Annotated in this window: 20 protein-coding genes; 11 read left to right on the top strand and 9 right to left on the bottom strand. The window is 43.3% G+C overall.

Annotated features, from left to right (window positions below):
- Nucleotides 1-45: 45 nt before the first annotated feature.
- Nucleotides 46-492 (bottom strand): META domain-containing protein, encoded by a 447-nt coding sequence (locus AB4138_RS12160; protein WP_004734625.1) that lies wholly within the window; start codon nt 490-492, stop codon nt 46-48.
- A 188-nt stretch (nt 493-680) separates the two neighbouring features.
- On the opposite strand from AB4138_RS12160, the gene AB4138_RS12155 reads away from it, so the two are divergent.
- Nucleotides 681-944: a DUF1289 domain-containing protein gene (locus AB4138_RS12155; protein ID WP_017060324.1), complete on the top strand. Its 264-nt coding sequence runs from the start codon at nt 681-683 to the stop codon at nt 942-944.
- A gap of 109 nt (nt 945-1,053) precedes the next feature.
- The gene (locus tag AB4138_RS12150) at nt 1,054-1,221 is read left to right on the top strand and encodes a hypothetical protein (RefSeq protein ID WP_017060325.1); all 168 of its coding nucleotides are present in this window, start codon (nt 1,054-1,056) and stop codon (nt 1,219-1,221) included.
- A gap of 57 nt (nt 1,222-1,278) precedes the next feature.
- Here AB4138_RS12150 and AB4138_RS12145 read toward each other — a convergent pair whose 3' ends face one another.
- From AB4138_RS12145 to AB4138_RS12135, 3 genes are all read right to left on the bottom strand, one after another.
- On the bottom strand, nt 1,279-1,581 hold the full coding sequence (locus AB4138_RS12145) for a thiamine-binding protein (RefSeq protein ID WP_017065764.1): 303 nt from the start codon (nt 1,579-1,581) through the stop codon (nt 1,279-1,281).
- 127 nt (nt 1,582-1,708) lie between these two features.
- Complete coding sequence (locus tag AB4138_RS12140) at nt 1,709-1,930, bottom strand: hypothetical protein (protein ID WP_017057116.1); 222 nt, start codon at nt 1,928-1,930, stop codon at nt 1,709-1,711.
- Nucleotides 1,931-2,183: 253 nt separating this feature from the next.
- On the bottom strand, nt 2,184-3,422 hold the full coding sequence (locus AB4138_RS12135; RefSeq protein ID WP_372132421.1) for a DEAD/DEAH box helicase: 1,239 nt from the start codon (nt 3,420-3,422) through the stop codon (nt 2,184-2,186).
- A gap of 209 nt (nt 3,423-3,631) precedes the next feature.
- On the opposite strand from AB4138_RS12135, the gene AB4138_RS12130 reads away from it, so the two are divergent.
- Together AB4138_RS12130 and AB4138_RS12125 are read left to right on the top strand one after the other, a co-directional pair.
- Nucleotides 3,632-4,258 carry a LysE family translocator gene (locus AB4138_RS12130; RefSeq protein WP_017060328.1) on the top strand — a complete coding sequence of 209 codons (627 nt, stop codon included), beginning with the start codon at nt 3,632-3,634 and terminating at the stop codon, nt 4,256-4,258.
- A 267-nt stretch (nt 4,259-4,525) separates the two neighbouring features.
- Nucleotides 4,526-4,882, top strand: coding sequence for a hypothetical protein (locus AB4138_RS12125; RefSeq protein ID WP_017060329.1), 357 nt, complete (start codon nt 4,526-4,528; stop codon nt 4,880-4,882).
- 143 nt (nt 4,883-5,025) lie between these two features.
- Here the strand turns inward: AB4138_RS12125 and AB4138_RS12120 are convergent, their stop codons facing one another.
- Complete coding sequence (locus AB4138_RS12120) at nt 5,026-6,150, bottom strand: M14-type cytosolic carboxypeptidase (RefSeq protein ID WP_372132426.1); 1,125 nt, start codon at nt 6,148-6,150, stop codon at nt 5,026-5,028.
- A gap of 135 nt (nt 6,151-6,285) precedes the next feature.
- Nucleotides 6,286-6,561, bottom strand: a complete 276-nt coding sequence (locus AB4138_RS12115; protein WP_017060331.1) for a nitrogenase-stabilizing/protective protein NifW — start codon at nt 6,559-6,561, stop codon at nt 6,286-6,288.
- A 307-nt stretch (nt 6,562-6,868) separates the two neighbouring features.
- On the opposite strand from AB4138_RS12115, the gene AB4138_RS12110 reads away from it, so the two are divergent.
- The 3 genes from AB4138_RS12110 to AB4138_RS12100 all read left to right on the top strand — a co-directional run bounded on the left by AB4138_RS12110 (nt 6,869) and on the right by AB4138_RS12100 (nt 10,787).
- Complete coding sequence (locus AB4138_RS12110; RefSeq protein ID WP_017060332.1) at nt 6,869-7,963, top strand: NapC/NirT family cytochrome c; 1,095 nt, start codon at nt 6,869-6,871, stop codon at nt 7,961-7,963.
- A gap of 22 nt (nt 7,964-7,985) precedes the next feature.
- Complete coding sequence (locus tag AB4138_RS12105) at nt 7,986-10,433, top strand: molybdopterin guanine dinucleotide-containing S/N-oxide reductase (protein ID WP_017071931.1); 2,448 nt, start codon at nt 7,986-7,988, stop codon at nt 10,431-10,433.
- A 141-nt stretch (nt 10,434-10,574) separates the two neighbouring features.
- Nucleotides 10,575-10,787, top strand: coding sequence for a TIGR02450 family Trp-rich protein (locus AB4138_RS12100; protein WP_017071930.1), 213 nt, complete (start codon nt 10,575-10,577; stop codon nt 10,785-10,787).
- A gap of 29 nt (nt 10,788-10,816) precedes the next feature.
- On the opposite strand, the gene AB4138_RS12095 is transcribed toward AB4138_RS12100, so the two are convergent.
- Nucleotides 10,817-11,554, bottom strand: a complete 738-nt coding sequence (locus AB4138_RS12095) for an HAD-IIB family hydrolase (protein ID WP_102321519.1) — start codon at nt 11,552-11,554, stop codon at nt 10,817-10,819.
- A 640-nt stretch (nt 11,555-12,194) separates the two neighbouring features.
- Between AB4138_RS12095 and proV the strand changes: the two genes are divergently transcribed.
- From proV to proX, 3 genes are read left to right on the top strand one after another with little or no spacing between them, the layout of a single operon-like run.
- Entirely contained in the window at nt 12,195-13,382 is a 1,188-nt protein-coding gene (gene proV / locus AB4138_RS12090) for a glycine betaine/L-proline ABC transporter ATP-binding protein ProV (RefSeq protein ID WP_048614446.1), read from the top strand.
- Between the two features lie 3 nt (nt 13,383-13,385).
- Nucleotides 13,386-14,480, top strand: a complete 1,095-nt coding sequence (gene proW / locus AB4138_RS12085; protein WP_372306205.1) for a glycine betaine/L-proline ABC transporter permease ProW — start codon at nt 13,386-13,388, stop codon at nt 14,478-14,480.
- The gene (gene proX, locus AB4138_RS12080) at nt 14,473-15,480 is read left to right on the top strand and encodes a glycine betaine/L-proline ABC transporter substrate-binding protein ProX (RefSeq protein ID WP_372306202.1); all 1,008 of its coding nucleotides are present in this window, start codon (nt 14,473-14,475) and stop codon (nt 15,478-15,480) included. Before proW ends, proX begins: the two co-directional genes overlap by 8 nt.
- 209 nt (nt 15,481-15,689) lie before the next feature.
- Here the strand turns inward: proX and AB4138_RS12075 are convergent, their stop codons facing one another.
- Complete coding sequence (locus AB4138_RS12075; RefSeq protein WP_372136201.1) at nt 15,690-16,064, bottom strand: nuclear transport factor 2 family protein; 375 nt, start codon at nt 16,062-16,064, stop codon at nt 15,690-15,692.
- A 141-nt stretch (nt 16,065-16,205) separates the two neighbouring features.
- On the opposite strand from AB4138_RS12075, the gene AB4138_RS12070 reads away from it, so the two are divergent.
- A complete protein-coding gene (locus tag AB4138_RS12070; protein WP_372136202.1) occupies nt 16,206-17,072 on the top strand; it encodes a LysR family transcriptional regulator in 867 nt (288 codons plus the stop codon).
- Between the two features lie 28 nt (nt 17,073-17,100).
- Here the strand turns inward: AB4138_RS12070 and AB4138_RS12065 are convergent, their stop codons facing one another.
- Nucleotides 17,101-18,960: a helix-turn-helix domain-containing protein gene (locus AB4138_RS12065; protein WP_372306198.1), complete on the bottom strand. Its 1,860-nt coding sequence runs from the start codon at nt 18,958-18,960 to the stop codon at nt 17,101-17,103.
- Nucleotides 18,961-19,042 lie beyond the last annotated feature (82 nt).

The raw sequence follows: 19,042 nt of genomic DNA, 5'->3' as shown, positions 1-19,042 counted from the left end.
GGAGCCATCAGGCTCCTTTAATCAGTATTTGGTTTCGATGACGGATTAGTTTACCCAGTCACGAATTGTGTACGTTAGCGTGTGTACATCGTTTTTCAGTACTAGCGTATCGTTTGTTAGCGTTACGTCGCTCCACTCGCTTAGAGTAGCAGAAACCGATTGTTCGATTTCCATCGCAGAGCCGTGACACATTTTCATTGTCATGCCCATTTGCTTGATACGGAATTGACCGTCTTTCAGCTCGCCTTGACCGAAGAAGTTGTTACAACCAGCCATGCCGTTTGCAGTCATCTTTTCGCCGATCTCTAGACGAGGAGCTGCTTGGTCTTCGCTTTTCACAATGTCCTTGCCATCAATTTGCGCAAGTTCCCAATTATGGTGCTGTAGATCGGTTGGTGTTACTTGCATCGCGTTGTCACCTGTTGTTGTGCATGCTGCTAGCATCATAGGTAAAGCGGCTACTGCTAGTAATTTTTTTGAACTAAACTTCATATTATAAGGCTCCAAAGGAAAGAACGAAGTTACCGGATAAGTGTAACTTGATGGGTTCAAAGTATAGTTTACAAAACACTATATGTGTCAGTATAAGGTCATAGTTTAGTATGGATTTCACGAGCCAGGCGACAAATTAATCGCTTATTTTTGAGAGAGTAAGCGTAATTTTGAATGTGTAAGGAGGCATGGTGGAGCAGTTAGAGTTTTTCCAAGTTCCAAGCCCTTGCGTTGGGGTTTGTTCAAGCGATGACAAAGGCTATTGCAACGGTTGTATGCGCAAGAGAGAAGAGCGCTTTAATTGGATGTCGATGACACCGTCAGAACAATTGCACGTGATAAAGCTGTGTCGTCAGCGCTATAGAAGAAAAATAATGAATCAAAAAAACTTGATTGGTAAGCAGGTCGATGAAGAGGGAAATACCAGTCCCCAAAGAGATCTTTTTGGCTAAAGAGGAAGTATTTAGATTTTATTTAACTCCGAAGTAACTATTACTTTACATAATGGTTGGGGTGTAATATTAAAGTAGGTACCTTTGTACCTGAAGGAGTGGTGTCGGTATGAATAAAAAGAACGTAAAAATCAAAAAAGAGCCAGTCAAAGCACTTGACCGAAAACCGATCGGGGCAAAAGATGACCCTGAAGAGACTCCGCGTGATTGGCATTCGATGTCAGAAGAAGAACGAATGGAAATCCTTTCTCACCTCTCAGACATGCCTTTCCAATAACACCACTGGTTCTTCAGAGCCTTTCTTAAAGCTCAGTTTTCAGAAACAAAAATGTGATTAAACAAACATGTGATTCGCTTTCGTTACACCACGATGGTACGTGCAAAATGTATCATCGGCCTCGGTGGTTTTACTGTGAATCTTAATGTTTGTGATCACTTCTACCGCCCCTGCATCGTAGCAAGCTTGTTCTGCTTTTTTAACGATATCGAGTAATTGGTTGAGTTCACCTTTCATCGTAGTTTCCATCGCACCGACTTGGAAAGGCACATCGGCAGCTTTCACAACTTCAATGGCTTTATCAACCACTTCGAAGTTGTTGCCTTCTTTAACGCGAGGTATCACTTGGAAGGCAACCATCACTTCTTTTTCTCTTTTTAACTCAGACACTTTCTGCTTACTCTAGGATAGGGAATTGTTGCAGATGATAGGTTAATTCGGAGACGAATTCTACAGCGATTATGCTGGTTGGATTACTCTCTTTGTCCTACTTGTTACCCCAGTGGTCACTTACCCAACCACCTATGTGCTCATCAAAATGACTGCCACTGAACCTCTGGTTGCGTTCAACCGAAGTATCACAATCATCTTTATTATCTATTAGGGTTTGTATGTAGTTTGCCATCGGGTCATTGGAACGTTGACGATCTCGGCGAGTTGCCACTTCCTTAATCAGTTGTAATCGATATGTAGAGCTAGCACGTTTCATTTCAATGACCTCCTGTTGTAGACACTAATAGAAAAATCTAGTTGCTAGATATAGGGGCGTCAACGTGATTTAAGAGTATTTTTTTTGAGCAACCAAGAATCAATACGTTGGCATCATAATTCACAAAAGTGTCATTTAAGTTGGCAACTTTAGGGAAGTTTTTGGGTGTGAATTTGTATTTTGTTGCATATAAAAAAGCCCAGTACAAACTGAGCTGACCATTCTATTTCTGGTTACTTAGAGTTATTTCTGGTTACTTAGAGCTATTTGGTTTGCTTTTAAATTGCTTAATGCTTTTCTTTTTAGCTGTTCTTCGATTGGCCATTTTATCTTTAGGTGGACGCTTGCGAGCGGTCGTTTCAGATGCAGGTTTGTCGGTAACCGGGAAACCCTCTAATGGTTGCAGCACTAACGGCTTATTGGTCAAGGTGCGAATCGCATTGAGGTAGTCAGTTTCGCTGTGGCTAACCAGAGAGACCGCGCAGCCAGTACTTCCTGCTCTTGCTGTACGACCAACGCGGTGTACGTAAGTTGCTGAGTGAGAAGGTAATTCGAAGTTAATTACGACAGGTAATTGATCAATATGAATGCCTCTAGCCATCACGTCTGTCGCGATAAGCACACGAGTCTCGCCATTTTTGAAACTTTCTAATGCTTGCTCTCGTTCTTCTTGGCTCTTATTTCCATGTAACGCACTCACACTGATTTTGGCTTTATTCAATCGTTTGGTTAATGCATCGGCATTGTCTTTTGCGCCAATAAATACCAATACTTGCGGCCATGTGTGTTGATTGAGTAGTGCGATGAGCGCTTGAGCTTTACTGCCTTTGTTCACTAAATACAGGGTTTCTTCAATAGCCGCGACCACGCTGTTTTCTTGATGTGTCGTGACCTTAACTGGATTTGAAAGAAGCTCTTCAGCCTGACCTACTAATTCGGGCGGAAGTGTCGCAGAGAACAACAGTGACTGACGTTTGCTCGGTAGTGCTGAAGTAATCGCTTGAATATCTGGCCAAAATCCCATGTCGATCAGGCGGTCGGCTTCATCAAGAACCAATGATGAACACCGAGCTATATCCAGTTCATCACTTTTGATTAAAGCAAGTAGGCGGCCCGGTGTGGCGATGGCTAATTGTGGTTTAGTCGATAATTGTTGCTGTTGATCATCAGTATTTACGCCGCCCGTTAGCGTTACCCATTTGATATTGAGCGTTGTCGCGATCGGTTCTAAAGATTTGGTCACTTGAGATGCAAGTTCACGGGTTGGAACAATGATCAGTGCTTGCAGTTCATTCACATCTTGGTTGATGTTATTCAGTAAAGGTAAGCCGAACGCCAATGTTTTACCGCTGCCCGTTTGAGCCAATGCGAGTACGTCTTTCCCCGCAATAATGGTAGGAATTACCGCTTGCTGTATCTCTGTCGGCTTATTGAATTGAGATGAGAGCGCGGAGACGGTTTTTGCGTTAAGGGTTAGGCTATCAAATGACATAAATGAACCAAGTATCAAAAAGGAGGTGGAGTCTATCAGGGCTACAAATGTTAGAGAATCAGTTTTGTATGTTAGACGATAAACACATTCATTATACGCGCGAATTATGTCTGTTAGCTATACGCGATAATTAAGCGTTTATCATATTGTAATGGCACTGAATGGACGTACAATGTCCGCCCTAAAAATGTTCATGAAATGAGATCGAAATGAGTTGGGACAGTATCTGGCTGTTTATCGTGATCGTGTTTTTTATTGCCATTATCCCGGGCCCAAATGCGCTGTTGGTATTAAGCACAGCCTTAACTCAAAGGAAGCTGTTCGCATTTGTGAACGTGTTGGGCGTGTCATGTGGTTTCTTTTTTCATGCCTTTATCTCGGCTAACGGCATAAGCTTATTACTGTCGAACACTCCCATGGCCTTTGAAGGGCTAAAGTGGGCTGGGGTTTTGTATCTTGTCTGGCTTGGGTATAACCATTTTCGTGCGGCGCTGCGCGCTCAAGAGGGCGTGCTCTCTGTGGTCAGTGCATCGGGAAGTAAGCTTTATAAGCAATTTTTCAAAGGGCTTCTCACTAATCTACTGAATCCTAAAATTGTCCTGTTTTATCTTTCTATATTCCCTCAATTTGTTTCAACAGATGCGATTGTGACAGACAGTTTGATACTTGGTGCAATTCAAGCGTCAGTGGTGTCGATGTGGTTCTTAGTTGTGATCTTAATGGCGGATACCTTTAAGCGCTTGTTAGTTCAAAAGCGCACCTCGCAAATGATGAACATTGTGTGTGGGATTCTATTCGTGGGCTTCAGCATTCAGTTGGCATTGTTTCAGCTTTAGGGTGCGATGCGAAGAATTGGGTTTTTAGCTATTGGTTCAGTTCATTTCCGGCTTAGTTCTCGTTTCCATCTTAGTTTTCATTTCCGATTCAGTTCTCATTTTTTACTGAATGCTAAGCAATCAGTGTTTCTCTGTATAAATCTCTAAAGCATTAGCTCGGGAAGTCGATATAATTATTAGCTATCAATTTGGTGAATGTGTTTATTTGAGACCAATTGAAGCTACAGCCTATTGCTTGACCGAAATAACAGAGACAGGGAGTCACCAATGCGTGAAGATTCATTCACCCAGAAACGCAAATATTACCGCTTAAAGTACCCTCAAAAGGCTCGTCCGGTGATGCGAATTAAGGATGAGCTTTTTCATGTCAGCGAAGTTTCTGAAAAGGGTGTACGCCTGATGATGCGTAACATCATTCCGGTTTATCGTGGCTTTTCAATGGCCGGCACCTTGAGGTTGCATGACAACAACAGTATCGATATTAGCGGTGCTGTATTGCGACAAGAAGGTGACGAAGTGATCGTTCAGTTATCACAAGGTCCGAGCTTCAAAGATATGGTGTCTGAACAACGCCACATTAGGCAAAGATACCCAGTGTTTTTTGCTAGCCTCAGAGTGGCATAGAAAGCTTTTAAAGTTAGATTCACTCATCCAAGCCGATATTAAAAAGCCCAGCACTTTCACAAGTGCTGGGCTTTGTTCTATCTATAGCCCAGATTCTTATAAACCAAAGGCGATACAGGTAAAGCTAATGAGCTTAGTTCGCCTTATAGCTCGTCTACTGTAGCCCAAACTGCGGCTAGCATATCGTGACCAAACGCGACACTTCGTTCTGGAGACCAGCCGTAAAGTTCGTCAGCGTGACTGATGTGATCTTTAAATGGCATCTCGACGGTGTAAGTCAAACACTTGAATTGCTCACCAATCCAGTTTGTGCCAACTGTCATGTTTGCTTTGCCTGGTTCGTCTTTATCGTAACCAAATTCATCTTGGAACTCTGGCGTGATAGTGAGCAGTGCTTGCTTGAAGTGGCTCTCTAGCTTCGCGATGCGCTCGTTGTAAGAAGGTGTGCCTTCGCTACCTGCTACAAAGTTATATGGAATCGCTTCGTCGCCGTGAATATCTAGACACAGGTCAACGCCCGTTTCCAGCATACGCTCGCGAACAAGGAATACCTCTGGGCTGCGTTCCATAGAAGGTGATTGCCATTCGCGGTTCAGGTTTACGCCAATCGCGTTAGTACGCAGGTGACCGCGGATGCTGCCATCTGGATTCATGTTTGGTACAACTCTGAACACAACGCTGTCTAGAAGAGAGCGACCAACCGTATCTGTTTCATCAAGTAGGCGTTGTAGCAGGCCTTCGATCAGCCATTCAGCCATCGTCTCGCCAGGGTGTTGGCGACCAATAACCCAGATGTTTTTCTTCTCTTCACTTGGCTCGCCGATGGTTAGCAAAGTGATGTCGTTGTTGTCTAGCGTCTGACCTAGAGTTTCAAGCTTACAAGCAGGGTGCGTTTGAGCATTGTGCAGAAGATCTTGGTGACGATCGTATGAGTACGGCGCGAAGTACGCGAAGTACATTGAATCGTGTTCAGGGATGATATCGAAGCTTAATGTATCGCCATCGAACTGAGATGGGATACGGAACCACTCTTCACGGTCATACGATGCAACTACATCGTAATCTTTCCAGCCTTCAGGGTAGGCAGATGTTGCCAATTGACCGATTTCAAAGTGGTGAGATTGTTGAGCTTCACTTTCTAAGCGGAAGTGAAACCACTGAGAGATTTCAGTTTGGTAGTCTGCTGGGATCGTCAGTTGAATGTTTTGTGGTGAATCTGCAGAAACGACGTGAATGTTGCCGCTTTCGAAATTGCTGAAAATTTTCATTGTAGTTTTTATCTCGTAGTTGAGTTGCCGTAAGACTAGCACACTTTTTTTCGAGCAAACCACTAACTAAATCGTAATGAGATGTTATTTCAACTATCTACTTTTTAGTTCTCTACTTTGAGCAGTACTTCCTATCTATCGACGCTGACAAGTTGTACACCCACGACAGGCTGAACGTGTGTGGCGATCTAACTTGCTGCGTTGAACCTTACAATAAGCGTTTTTCAGCGCTCTTCTTCCTGAGAACCAATCATCGGGTTTTGACAGGATCAGATAACCATTAAAGCGTTTCATAAGCTCGACTCTATTTTGGTTGATGAACTTGCTATCAAACCCAATTTCGAAGTAATCAAGCGCTTGTTCAATCGAGGTGAAACTCGCCATTTTTTGTTGGAATTCTGTTTGGTTCATTGAGTGAGGAGTTTATGAAAAATAGATAGCCAATATTGTAATAGATTTACAATTTACTTCTTTGACTTAGAAAGCCGTTTTGTCTCGTTGATGTTGGATTAATCAATAATGAATATTTAACCGCTGCCTCTTATTTGGTGGGTGATTGTATCTGGTGGGGAATAATTTCGTGAAGTGACCTTGGGTTCTCATAAAGGTTCAATTTTTGTTCCTCAGAATGCGATTTATGATCCAAATCAAACTGATCTACCCCTAAAGTACTATTCTGATCTTAATTGTAACCAATTGTTGAAGATGATTAAGAATTATGACAATAAAAAAACGTTATATCGCACTAATAGCGGCGGTTGGTATAGGTATTGGCTGGTTAACCTTAGGGGGAACTGCAGCCGTTATGCACTATACATCGAGCACTGAGTTTTGTGTTTCTTGCCACACAATGGAAGCACCCCACAAAGAATACCAAGGTTCTGTACACTTCAGTAACGCAAAAGGCATTCGAGCTGAATGTGCCGATTGCCACATTCCAACTGATCCGATTGACTACGTGATCACCAAAGTAAGAGCGTCCAAAGACATCTACCACGAATTTATTTCAGGTAAGATAGACACGCCTGAGAAATATGAAGCACACCGTGAAGAGATGGCTGAGACAGTTTGGGCTCAATTCCGCGAGAATGACTCAGCGACTTGTCGCTCTTGTCACGAATTCGATGCAATGGAAGAGTTCGAGCAATCTCGTGATGCAGCAAAAATGCATGCTTATGGTCGTGAAAATAACCAAACGTGTATCGATTGTCACAAAGGCGTTGCACATTTTGCTCCTGAAGCTCAGCTAGATAGCAAAGCGTTCGATACCCTGATCGCATTTACGAAAAACACGCCAGCAGATGCGAAAGTGGTTTACCCAGTAACCGATATCGCAATGGGTGACTTCGGCAGTGTAAACCCAACAGCAGAACTGCAAGTGGTTAAGGCTGAAGGCGACAACCGTACTGTGACTTTGAATGCATTCCAAATGAAAGGTGCAGAGCAAGTGCTTTACTTCGGTGAAGGCCAACGTGCAATCGTTGCGACATTGACAGACAAAGGTCAAGAAGCACTGACTACTGGTGACTATAAAGCAGATGCTTATGGTAACGAGTGGCGTTCAGTTGCGCTAACGGGTGATATCACTTCTCCAGTTGTCGATAAACTAGACCCAATCTGGTCTTACGCAGAAGAGTTGGACAACGTTTACTGTGCAACGTGTCACGCGAAAATTCCTTCAAACCACTTCACTGTGAATGCTTGGGGGCCTGTTGCGAAAAGTATGGGCGACCGTACAGACATTTCTGAGCAAAACCTTGAGCTGCTGACTAAGTACTTCCAAAACCACGCGAAAGACGTTGTTGGTCACTAAAGAGAATTAGAAGGATAAAATTATGACTAATATGACACGTCGTGGATTTATGAAAGGCACAGGTATTACAGCTGGTGCGTTGGCATTCACATCTTTGACGCCGATGAGCGCAATTGCTTCGGACAAACGTGGTTCTGGTGTTCTAACATCAGGACGTATGGGACCAATGCTGTGTGAAGTGAAAGATGGCAAGTTAGTGTCGACGACGAATGCACTGGCACAAACGGTTCCAAATAGCCTGCAGACCACAGGCCCTGATCAAGTACACACCAAAGCGCGTGTTAAGTACCCTATGGTTCGTAAAGGCTACTTGGCTAACCCATCTGCACCTGAAGGTGTACGTGGTAGTGATGAATTTGTTCGTATCTCTTGGGATGAAGTGTACAAATTGATTCACCAACAACACTCACGTATTCGTCAAGAGCACGGTGCGGAATCTGTATTCGCAGGCTCTTATGGCTGGCGTTCAAGTGGTGTTCTGCACAAAGCGCAAACGCTTCTACAACGTTACATGAGCATGGCTGGTGGTTACTCTGGTCACTTAGGTGATTACTCAACAGGTGCTGCGCAAGTTATCATGCCGCACGTTGTGGGTTCGATTGAGGTGTATGAACAGCAGACGACTTACCCAGTTATCCTTGAGCACAGTGATGTGGTGGTACTTTGGGGCCTAAACCCAATTAACACCTTGAAGATCGCTTGGAGCTCAACCGACTGTGCAGGTCTTGAGTTCTTCCACCAGTTGAAGAAGTCGGGCAAGACAGTGATTGCGATTGACCCAATGCGCTCTGAGACTATCGAGTTTTTTGGTGACAACGCAGAGTGGATTGCTCCTCACCCAATGACTGACGTAGCCATGATGATGGGTATCGCACACACGTTAGTGAAACAGGGCAAGCACGATAAAGAATTCTTGGGTAAATACACAACAGGTTACGACGTATTCGAAGCTTACTTGATGGGTAAGGAAGACGGCGTAGAAAAATCTGCTGAGTGGGCGTCTGAGATCTGTGGTGTGCCAGTGAAGCAGCTTGAGCTACTTGCGGATATCTTCAGTAAGAACCGTACTATGCTGATGTCTGGCTGGGGTATGCAGCGTCAACAATACGGTGAACAACGTCACTGGATGTTGGTTACGCTAGCGACAATGCTAGGTCAAGTTGGCTTGCCTGGTGGTGGTTTCGGTCTTTCTTACCACTACTCAAACGGTGGTAACCCTGCTCGTGATGCAGGCGTACTTCCTGCGATTTCAGCGTCACTTGGCGGTGGTTCTTCGGCGGGTAACGATTGGGCTGTTTCAGGATCTGTGAACGCATTCCCTGTAGCGCGTATTGTTGAAGCGCTAGAAAACCCGGGTTCAAGCTACCATCACAATGGTCACAACCTAACGTTCCCAGAGATCAAAATGATCTGGTGGGCAGGCGGTGCGAACTTTACTCACCACCAAGATACCAACCGCTTGATCAAAGCTTGGCAAAAGCCTGAGCTGATTGTTATCTCAGAACCTTACTGGACAGCAGCAGCTAAGCACGCGGATATTGTTCTGCCAATTACTACATCGTTTGAACGTAATGATATGACGATGACGGGTGACTACAGTAACCAACACTTAGTGCCAATGAAGAAAGTGGTTGAGCCACAAGGTGAAGCTCGTAACGATTTCGATGTATTTGCGGACATGTCTGAGTTACTTGCTCCGGGTGGTCGTGATGTGTACACCGAAGGCAAGACCGAGATGGAATGGCTGTATGGTTTCTACAAAACCGCACAGCAAGGTGGTCGTGGTCAGCGTATCGTAATGCCTAACTTCAGCAAGTTCTGGGAAGATAATCAGTTGATCGAGATGAAGTGGAACGAGAAGAACGCACAGTTTGTTCGTTACGCTGATTTTCGTGAGAACCCAATCATGAACCCACTAGGTACACCAAGTGGCAAGTTCGAGATATTCTCAAGAACCATTGAAGGTTACCAACTAGATGATTGCCCTGCACACCCAACTTGGTTAGAACCAACAGAGTACACAGGCAACGCTAAAGATGGCGAACTGCAACTGATGACAGCGCACGCCGCGCACCGTCTGCATAGCCAGTTCAACTACGCGAAGATCCGCGAAGAGTATGCGATTGCAGACCGTGAGCCGATTTCAATTCACCCTGAAGATGCGAAAGCTCGAGGCATTAAAACGGGTGACTTGGTTCGTGCACATAATGGTCGTGGACAAGTATTGGTGGGTGCATTAGTGACGGACGGCATCAAACAAGGCTCTGTATGTATCCATGAAGGCGGTTGGCCTGATTTAGATAAAGAGACAGGCCTATGTAAAAACGGTGGCTGTAACGTGCTTACGTTAGATATCCCGACTTCTCGTTTGGCGAATGGCTGTGCTGCAAACTCTGCGCTTGTGAAGATTGAAAAATACACAGGTCCAGTATTAGAACTCACGGCATTTGATCCACCTAAAAACGGCTAATCTTTAACAAGTAATAGCTAACTGAATGAAGCCAGCCTAATCGCTGGCTTTTTTTGATCCTTTTCTTGCGATGAAGACTATTACTCAATGTCGGCTAGACATCCCATAATAATCAATGACATCTAAGCGAGAAATAAGCTCATGAATCGAATCAATCCAAAGAAACTACTTCGCAGTAAATGGACGGCCGTTAGCCCAATAAAGAAAGAAAAACACTTCATGGTCACAGAGGTCGAGTTTGAAGAAGGGGAGGTCATTCGTTGTTTAATAGAAGCGGTGATGACCAAACGTGAGGAAGACATCAACTGGCGGGATCTCACCGACAAGGATCATTGGCTTCCCGGTTGGAAATAAGGATAGCAAGTAGGGAGCAGTCCTTATTTCTAATTACCCGCTGCTGCACGTCCTTGCCAGTATTTAAGGCCTTCTAAGACACCCTCAGCATGTGTTGCTCTACTCGTGTATACGTTGTCTCTATCCGATAGGTGAGCAACCTCTGGGTAATGGTTAGCAACCAGTATCGAGTTTACGCCTTCAATGGTGAGCATTGAGGTGTCGTTAGCTGAGTCACCTGCGACGCACACTTCTGCAACGCTCAAATCGTGTTGTTCGAGTAGGTGGTGAATCGCAGTCGCCTTGTTAACGCCTTTTGGTGTGATATCTAAGTACCAATCATGAGAGTAAGTAAGGTGAACATCTAATCCGTGGATCTCCAAACTAGATTCAATCAGTTCGTGTTGAGGCTCTGAAAGCTTTCCTTCAAAAGTGATCTTGTAATCGCCTTGATGGTTCTCTATCCGCTCACCCATAAAATCAAGGGGGGCGAGAGCCGTCTCTACCCTTGATTTGTTCCAAGAAGCTTCCAGTTGGTTATGCCAAACATGGTCTGGTTTTTGGGAATGAACATGATGAATTTTGGTGCCCACATCGCTAATAATACTGTGTGGCTTCGGGTAGTTATCCGATTCTAAACCCATTCGAATCGAAGGTAATGTTCTTCCTGTCGCGATGATAAAGCGAATATCAGGTTGTTCTGTGAGGTAATCAAATAGCTGGTTAACACCGTGAGATGAGCCTCCATCAAGCGTACCGTCAAAGTCACACACCAACATTTTTATCATTCGAATTCCTTGTCTTTTTCTCTATTTCGTCACGGGGAAATGCTTATTTCTTTTATAAAGAATGGCTCAGCAATGAGCACTCTACAAGTTGAAGTTCAGCTTAGATAATCAACAATTGACAGTTTGCAGCAAGTATCACAGTTGGTGTGACGTATTAAAATTCTTGGTTGAAAAGGTTGATTTCAACTCGCTGACTTTAGCCGGTTGACCTTTGGTTTTTAGGTAGAGATTGAGAGTTGATCTTATATTTTTTATCGAGCGAACTTTCGCCTCGGAAACATCATGAAAGCTTAATAAATAGTTCGTATTCGAATTGTTTGTGCACGAACTAATTATGGCTTTTGTTGGTTCATTCAGCCTATTAATTACTCTAATGTAAAATTAATATTCAATAATCTACGACTACGTAATACATAATATTGGCCGTACGCTTATCTAATTTATCCCTTTTATTATCAGTAGCTTGCTTTGTTTTTGCTTATTTTTTGGTCTTGTTGTTGCTGGTCTGGTTTCAGTCTGTTGCCTTGTTTTACCGAGCGAAGAACCTTGATTTACACGTGTCAATTACTTAGAGTGCTAATTGTTTTTCGGGTTTAAATAACCAATTTAAGTTTAAATAACTGAGAAAGGATTAGATTACATGGATCCCATACTGGAAGTTAAGGGACTGTACAAGGTGTTTGGTGAAGACACCGACCGTGCTTTTACAATGATTAATGAAGGCGCAAATAAAGATAAAGTTTTCGAAGAAACAGGGCTAACGATCGGCGTTAACGATGTTTCTCTTAGTATCCAAGAAGGCGAGATTTTCGTCATAATGGGACTGTCAGGATCTGGCAAATCAACCCTAGTACGCCTTCTTAACCGCTTGATCGAACCAACCAAAGGCAATGTGCTTCTTCGAGGCAAAGACATTGCCCACATCTCAGAAGATGAACTCCGCGAAGTTCGCCGCAACAACATCTCGATGGTTTTCCAAAATTTCGCTTTGATGCCGCATATGACGGTCATCGAGAATGCCGCATTTGGTCTAGAGCTTGCGGGTGTTGAAGTTGAGCAACGAAAGCAGTCAGCACTTGAAGCACTTGAACGTGTTGGCCTTGGCGCATATTCAGAATCTTACCCAGATGAACTATCTGGTGGTATGAAGCAGCGTGTTGGTTTGGCTCGTGCACTAGCATGTGACCCAGATATCTTGTTGATGGATGAAGCGTTCTCGGCGCTCGATCCTTTGATTCGTACAGAAATGCAAGATGAGCTTATTCGCCTTCAAAATGACGATAAACGAACCATTGTTTTTATCTCGCATGATTTGGATGAAGCGATGCGTATCGGTGACCGAATTGCGATTATGCAAAATGGCGAAGTGGTTCAAGTAGGTACTCCAGACGATATTCTTAATAACCCAGCCAACGATTATGTCGAAGCTTTCTTCCGCGGTGTGAACGTGGCAAGCGTGCTTACTGTGAAAGACATTGCGCGTAAGAAGCCAGCCGCGGTATTTAAAAAATCAGAACACGATGGCCCGGCGTCCGCTCTGCAAATTTTAATGGATAACGACCGCGAATACGGCATCGTAGTTGAGAAGAGCAGCCGTTACTCCGGCATTGTCTCTATTGACTCGCTTCGTAAAGCTCACAAAGAGAACAAATCACTCGTCAGCGCGCAGCTCGATGATGGATTAACGCTGAACCCTGATTTACCAATCAATGATGTGCTTGGCCTAGTTGGTGGTGTTCCTTACTCAGTGCCTGTTGTGGATGAGCAAGGTAATTACTTTGGCGTGGTGACTAAGTCACGACTGTTACAAACATTGGATAAGGGGTAGATCATGTCGTCTGAACAAACAAATAATGACCCATGGTCTCAATCGGCCCCTGCAGCTCAACCTGCAAGTGATCCTTGGGGGCAAGCGGCTGATACCTCACCATCAGCAGATTGGTTAAGCAGCGAAACCGTTGAAACGACACCTTTTGATCCACTTAACCCTTTTGCAGAGGCTGTGCTGCCTGTTGATACTTGGGTTGAGTCTGGACTGAATTGGTTAGTTGAGCACGGACGCCCATTATTCCAGGCAATCCGTGTGCCTATCGATTTTATCCTAAGTTCATTTGAAACGGCGTTGGTGTCTACGCCAGCACCATTCATGTTGATCATCTTGTTTCTAGTGGCATGGCAGTTTTCAAACTTGAAGCTTGGCGTTGCAACGGCCGTGTCTTTGACTTTCATCGGCTTGATTGGCGCTTGGTCTGAAGCCATGACCACGCTTTCGTTGGTGATGACGTCGGTCTTCTTCTGCCTGTTGATTGGTTTACCCATGGGGATATGGCTCGCGCGTAGTAATACTGCGGCTAAATTCGTACGCCCAATTCTCGACGCCATGCAAACGACGCCAGCCTTCGTTTATCTTGTACCCATCGTAATGTTGTTTGGTATCGGTAACGTTCCGGGTGTGGTGGTGACCATCATATTCGCACTTCCTCCTGTTGTACGTTTGACTATCTTGGGTATTCAGCAAGTACCGGAAGAGTTGATCGAAGCGGGTCACTCATTCGGTGCAAGCAAAAAGCAGATGCTATATCGAATTCAACTGCCACTGGCATTGCCAACCATTATGGCGGGCGTAAACCAAACACTAATGTTGTCGCTATCGATGGTGGTTATCGCATCAATGATCGCGGTAGGTGGTTTAGGTCAAATGGTACTGAGAGGTATCGGCCGTTTAGACATGGGACTGGCCGCTGTTGGTGGTCTAGGCATTGTTATTTTGGCAATCCTACTTGACCGTATTACCCAAGTTCTTGGGGTAAATGCCGGCAATACAAAATTACGCTGGTATCACATGGGGCCTGTTTCTCTTGTGCTAAAAGCTTTAAATCGCGGTAAACAATCAGAACTACAACTAAGGAAAAACACCAATGAATAATTCATGGAAGAGCAAACTAGCCGTTAGCATCGTTTCGACACTGGCTGTATCAACGAACGTGTGGGCAGCAAGCTTGCCAGGTGAAGGTGTATCAGTTCAACCTGTTCAATCTTCAGTTGCTGAAGAAACGTTCCAAACACTGATTGTTAACCGTGCTTTAGAAGAGCTTGGCTACGACGTGAAATCAACACAAGAAGTGGACTACAACGTAGCTTACACCTCAATTGCAAAAGGTGATGCAACGTTCCTAACTGTAGGTTGGTTCCCACTTCATGCTGAAAAGTACACCATGGCGGGTGGCGATGACAAATTCTACCGCGAAGGTCAGTATGTTAGTGGTGCTGCTCAAGGTTACCTGATTGATAAGAAAACGGCAGAAAAGTACAACATCACTAATATTGGTCAGTTAACCGATCCAAAAATCGCAAAGCTGTTTGATGCAGACGGTGATGGCAAAGCAGACCTAACAGGCTGTAACCCAGGTTGGGGCTGTGAAATGGTTATCGAACACCAACTATCGGCATTCAAACTGGACGATACGGTGACTCACAACCAAGGTAACTACGCGGCAATCATTGCAGACACAATTTCACGTTACCAGAAAGGTGAATCAATCCTTTACTACACGTGGACACCTTACTGGGTGAGTGGCGTATTGGTGCCTAACGAAGATGTAGTATGGCTAGAAGTTCCGTTCTCTTCACTACCTGGTGAGCGTGCGAATGTTGATACTACTTTGTCTAATGGTAAAAACTACGGCTTCGAAATGAACTCAATGCGCATTATTGCGAATAAAGAGTTTGCTAAGAACAACCCATCAGCAGCGAAGCTTTTTGAAATCATCAAACTTAACATCAATGATGTAAGCGCTCAGAACATGATGATGAGTAAAGGTAAGAACCGCTCTGCGGATATCGAAGCGCACGTAAACGGTTGGATCAAAGCGAACCAAAGCACGTTCGATGGTTGGATTACAGAAGCGAAGAAAGCAGCACTGTAACTTTGACTTGTATTTGTTCTGTCTTACCAGACATTTTGATTTGAAATGATGAGCGTGTGAGTGATTGTGTAGAGTCACTCAATCACCTTCAAATCAAGTGAAATGGCGACAAGAGTGAACATTAAAAAGCCAGCAGTCCATTTGGATTGCTGGCTTTTTGTTTTCTGTTTCTATTTTGAGTTTTGAGCTTCTAGCCTTTAATTACAGCTCTAGCGTTCACCTTGAACTTCGAAGTCATCGCTGACAAGACGAGCTTTACCATCTTCTTGTACTGCCCAGTGTTCACGGTGTACAACACCAAATGCTTTATTCATTGTCCAACTAGCAGTAAGGATGTAGCCGCCTTCTGGGTGCTCTTCCCATTTCACGTCAGTGTAATCAACGTCTTTGAAGCCTTGGTCTATGATACCTTGCCAAAACGCTTGAATCGCTTCTCGACCTTCAAAAGTACCAAATGGACGCGCTTCCATTACACAGCTTTCAGTATATTGATCGGCACAACCTTTCGCATCTTGGCTGTTGAAAGCTTTTTGCCACGCGTTAATGCCTTGCTTACATGCTTCTAAAATTTGGTTGTCTAACATTGTCTTTCTCCATAACAGTCTTGCTTCGAGCACTGTCTTTTTGATTTGGTATCTCGATAAGTTGAATTGAGTTTAGTCTTGGAAATTGATTTGAAAAACAGAGATAATAGAAAATACTGTTTGTAAAAAGAGAACAATAAAATGAGTAAGCTAAAGCAGATGTCGATTTTCGCTCATATCGTAGAGCAGGGTTCAGTATCAGCTGCGGCTGAAAAGCTTGAGTTGTCTAAATCTGTCGTCAGTCAGCACCTCAAAATCTTAGAACAAGAGCTAGGCGCTTCTCTTCTTAAGCGCACAACACGCAGGCAATCTCTGACCAGTATGGGTGAGCGTTTTTATTTGAGTTGCAAAGACATCAACGTGATCGCTGAATCGGCTTGGGATATGGCGAAAGCTGAGCTAGAAGAGCCCCAAGGTCGGATTCGTATTACGGCGTCGAATGCTCTGATGGACTTGCTCGTCGTACCCGTCATTGCAGATCTAATGAAGCAATATCCGAAGTTAAAGCCAGAACTGATAAGCGACGATCAGCATCTAGACTTCATGGAACACGATATTGATCTCGCAGTACGAGTAGGAACTTCTCGTGACAGTAACTTAAAGCAGAAGAGGTTAGGTGAGTTTAAAGATGTGTTATGTGGCGTTGAAAGCATGCGTGAACGTGAGCTTGAATCGATTCCTTACATTGCAAACTCTTGGCAGGGAAAGCAGGTGACTCATCATTTTAGTTCTCAAACTGAGCAGGACTTTGTCTACCAACAGCAAGCTAGTTGCGTCACCAATTCGTTCCACAGTTGCCTTGCACTGATTAAATCAGGTGTTGGTATCGGTGTGATTCCAGATTTCTGCATTCCTCAGTTATTTGGTGATGTTGTCGACGTGCTGCCAAGCTTTGAATTACCCACCAACACGGTTTATGCGCTAAATCCATTCGCTTCAAATACGCCTATCGCCATCAAGCTGTGTATCCATGCGTTGGAAGAAAAGCTTAAGCAGAATTTAGTATAAGCTTTCTATCGTTGGTAAAATCCGGTGCTTAACCATATTTACTAATAAAAGAAATAACATGCTTATTACTCAGTAATTCAATCTTGTCGATAGTCAGTACGCAATAGCGGTAGTTTTTGTTTTTGAAGGTGATGTTCGACTTTTCTTCTGTTGGTTCTGAAAACTTCCATATTTCAAATCCAAGGTTTTTCATCAGCTCCAATGCATTTGGGTTTTTGATCATCATAGAGAATTTCTTGATCTTAGTATTGCTTGCAAGAAGCTTCATATCGGAAATCAGGTTCGCAATAGATTGTTCGCGCTTTTCAGAGTGACCGCTAACCACAATGTAATTTAAGTTCTGGTTAGAATCTAAAGAGCAAGCTTGCTTAATATGCAGATGTTTATTTTGATATTGCTCGAATACCTCTTCGTTGAAGAAAAAACCTAGGCTATGACTAACAATATCGCCATTAACATCGACCATTTTTCGGCCATGCGCCTTTTTTTCACTGCAATAGAGGAACAGATCGATAGTATCAAGAGCTGAAGGATCCATCTTTGTATATTGTGAAATCAGCTTTATTCTATCTATTACTGCTTTGTCATTCTGATCTGTCATTAGTGGCATGATCTGACAGTCGCAGCCTTCTTCTATTTCCCCTTTAGTGATAGACGATATTCGGCTTTGAAACGAAAAGAACCTCTCACGAAGGAAGTCTTCAAGTAGTGCACTGTCTTCGTTATCTTCTGAATCAAAGGATTTCAACGTTGTATACAAGTCCAGACCAAGGCAGTCCAATAGCTTTAGGGCTTTGTAATTACTTGGCTTTACTTTGCTATTTTCCCATCGATTTATCGTTACGACATCTACAGAGCTGAATTCATCATCTAAGTGATTAATGTATGCCGCAAAATCCTTTTGCGTTAACTTCAATTTCTTGCGCGCTTCGCGCAGTAATTGCGGAAATTTCATCATGGTAGAATATTCATCTTTGATTAGTGACATTACGTTCCGATTAGTCAGATAGTCTATTTTATCAATCGTTAATATACAGTAGCTATAATATTTATTTTTGAATGTAATATTACATTTTTTAGCAGAAGGTTCTGAAAATTTAAATACTTCAAATCCCACACTCTTCAAGAGTCTCATCATATTGGGGTCTTTTACTAAAACAGAATATTTTTTAATGTTTTTGTTCTGAGAAAGTAACTGTATATCTGAAACTATATGCTCAATAACATGATCTTTTGTCTCTGAGTGTGAGCTTATATTAAAATAATTTATGCTTTTGCTTGAATTTAAAGAGCAGGCCATTCTTAGATCTAGCTCTTGAGTTTTTAATGTCTCAAATTGATGGTCTTTAAAGAAAAAGCCTACGTTGTGACTCACAATGTCGCCATCAACATTGATCAGCTTGTGACCATGTGCTTTTTTCTCACAGTAGTAGAGATATAAATCAATTTGGTCCAGTGGCGAAATATCGACTTTTGTGAATTTAGAAAGTAGTTTGATTCTGTCGATAACGCCAGTGTCACACGGCTCTGACATTAAAGGCAGTGACTTAAAGTTGCGTTCGCCTTGTTGTTGATTCAGGCCTGATAGAGCTGAAATTCTACTTTGAAATGAGCCATAGGATTCGTTTAAAAACAGTTCGATTAGTGTGTCTTTTTGTTCGGACTTAAAGCTCTTTATTGTCTCAAACAAATCTCCGCCAAGGTACTGTAATATCTTGAGTGCTTTGTATGTACTAGGTTTTACCTTACTGTTTTCCCAACGATTTATCGTTACGACGTCAACCGCATTAAACTCATCGTCCAGCTGATTTAAGTAGGTTGCAAACTCTGTTTGTGTAAATTGAAGTTCCTTTCTGAAGTTACGTAACAACTGTGAAAACTCACTCATTAAAACATTAACCTTCTGATAATTAACTCAATGTCTTGATTCTAATTTAGACATCAGACTCTCTATTTAACATCTTCAGTAA

The organism is Vibrio sp. 10N.286.52.C3 (assembly GCF_041468865.1).
In the GTDB taxonomy this organism is placed as follows: Bacteria; Pseudomonadota; Gammaproteobacteria; order Enterobacterales; family Vibrionaceae; genus Vibrio; species Vibrio crassostreae_C.
The sequence above is the reverse complement of the archived record's forward strand: the minus strand, read 5'-3'. Positions and strand labels throughout refer to the sequence as shown.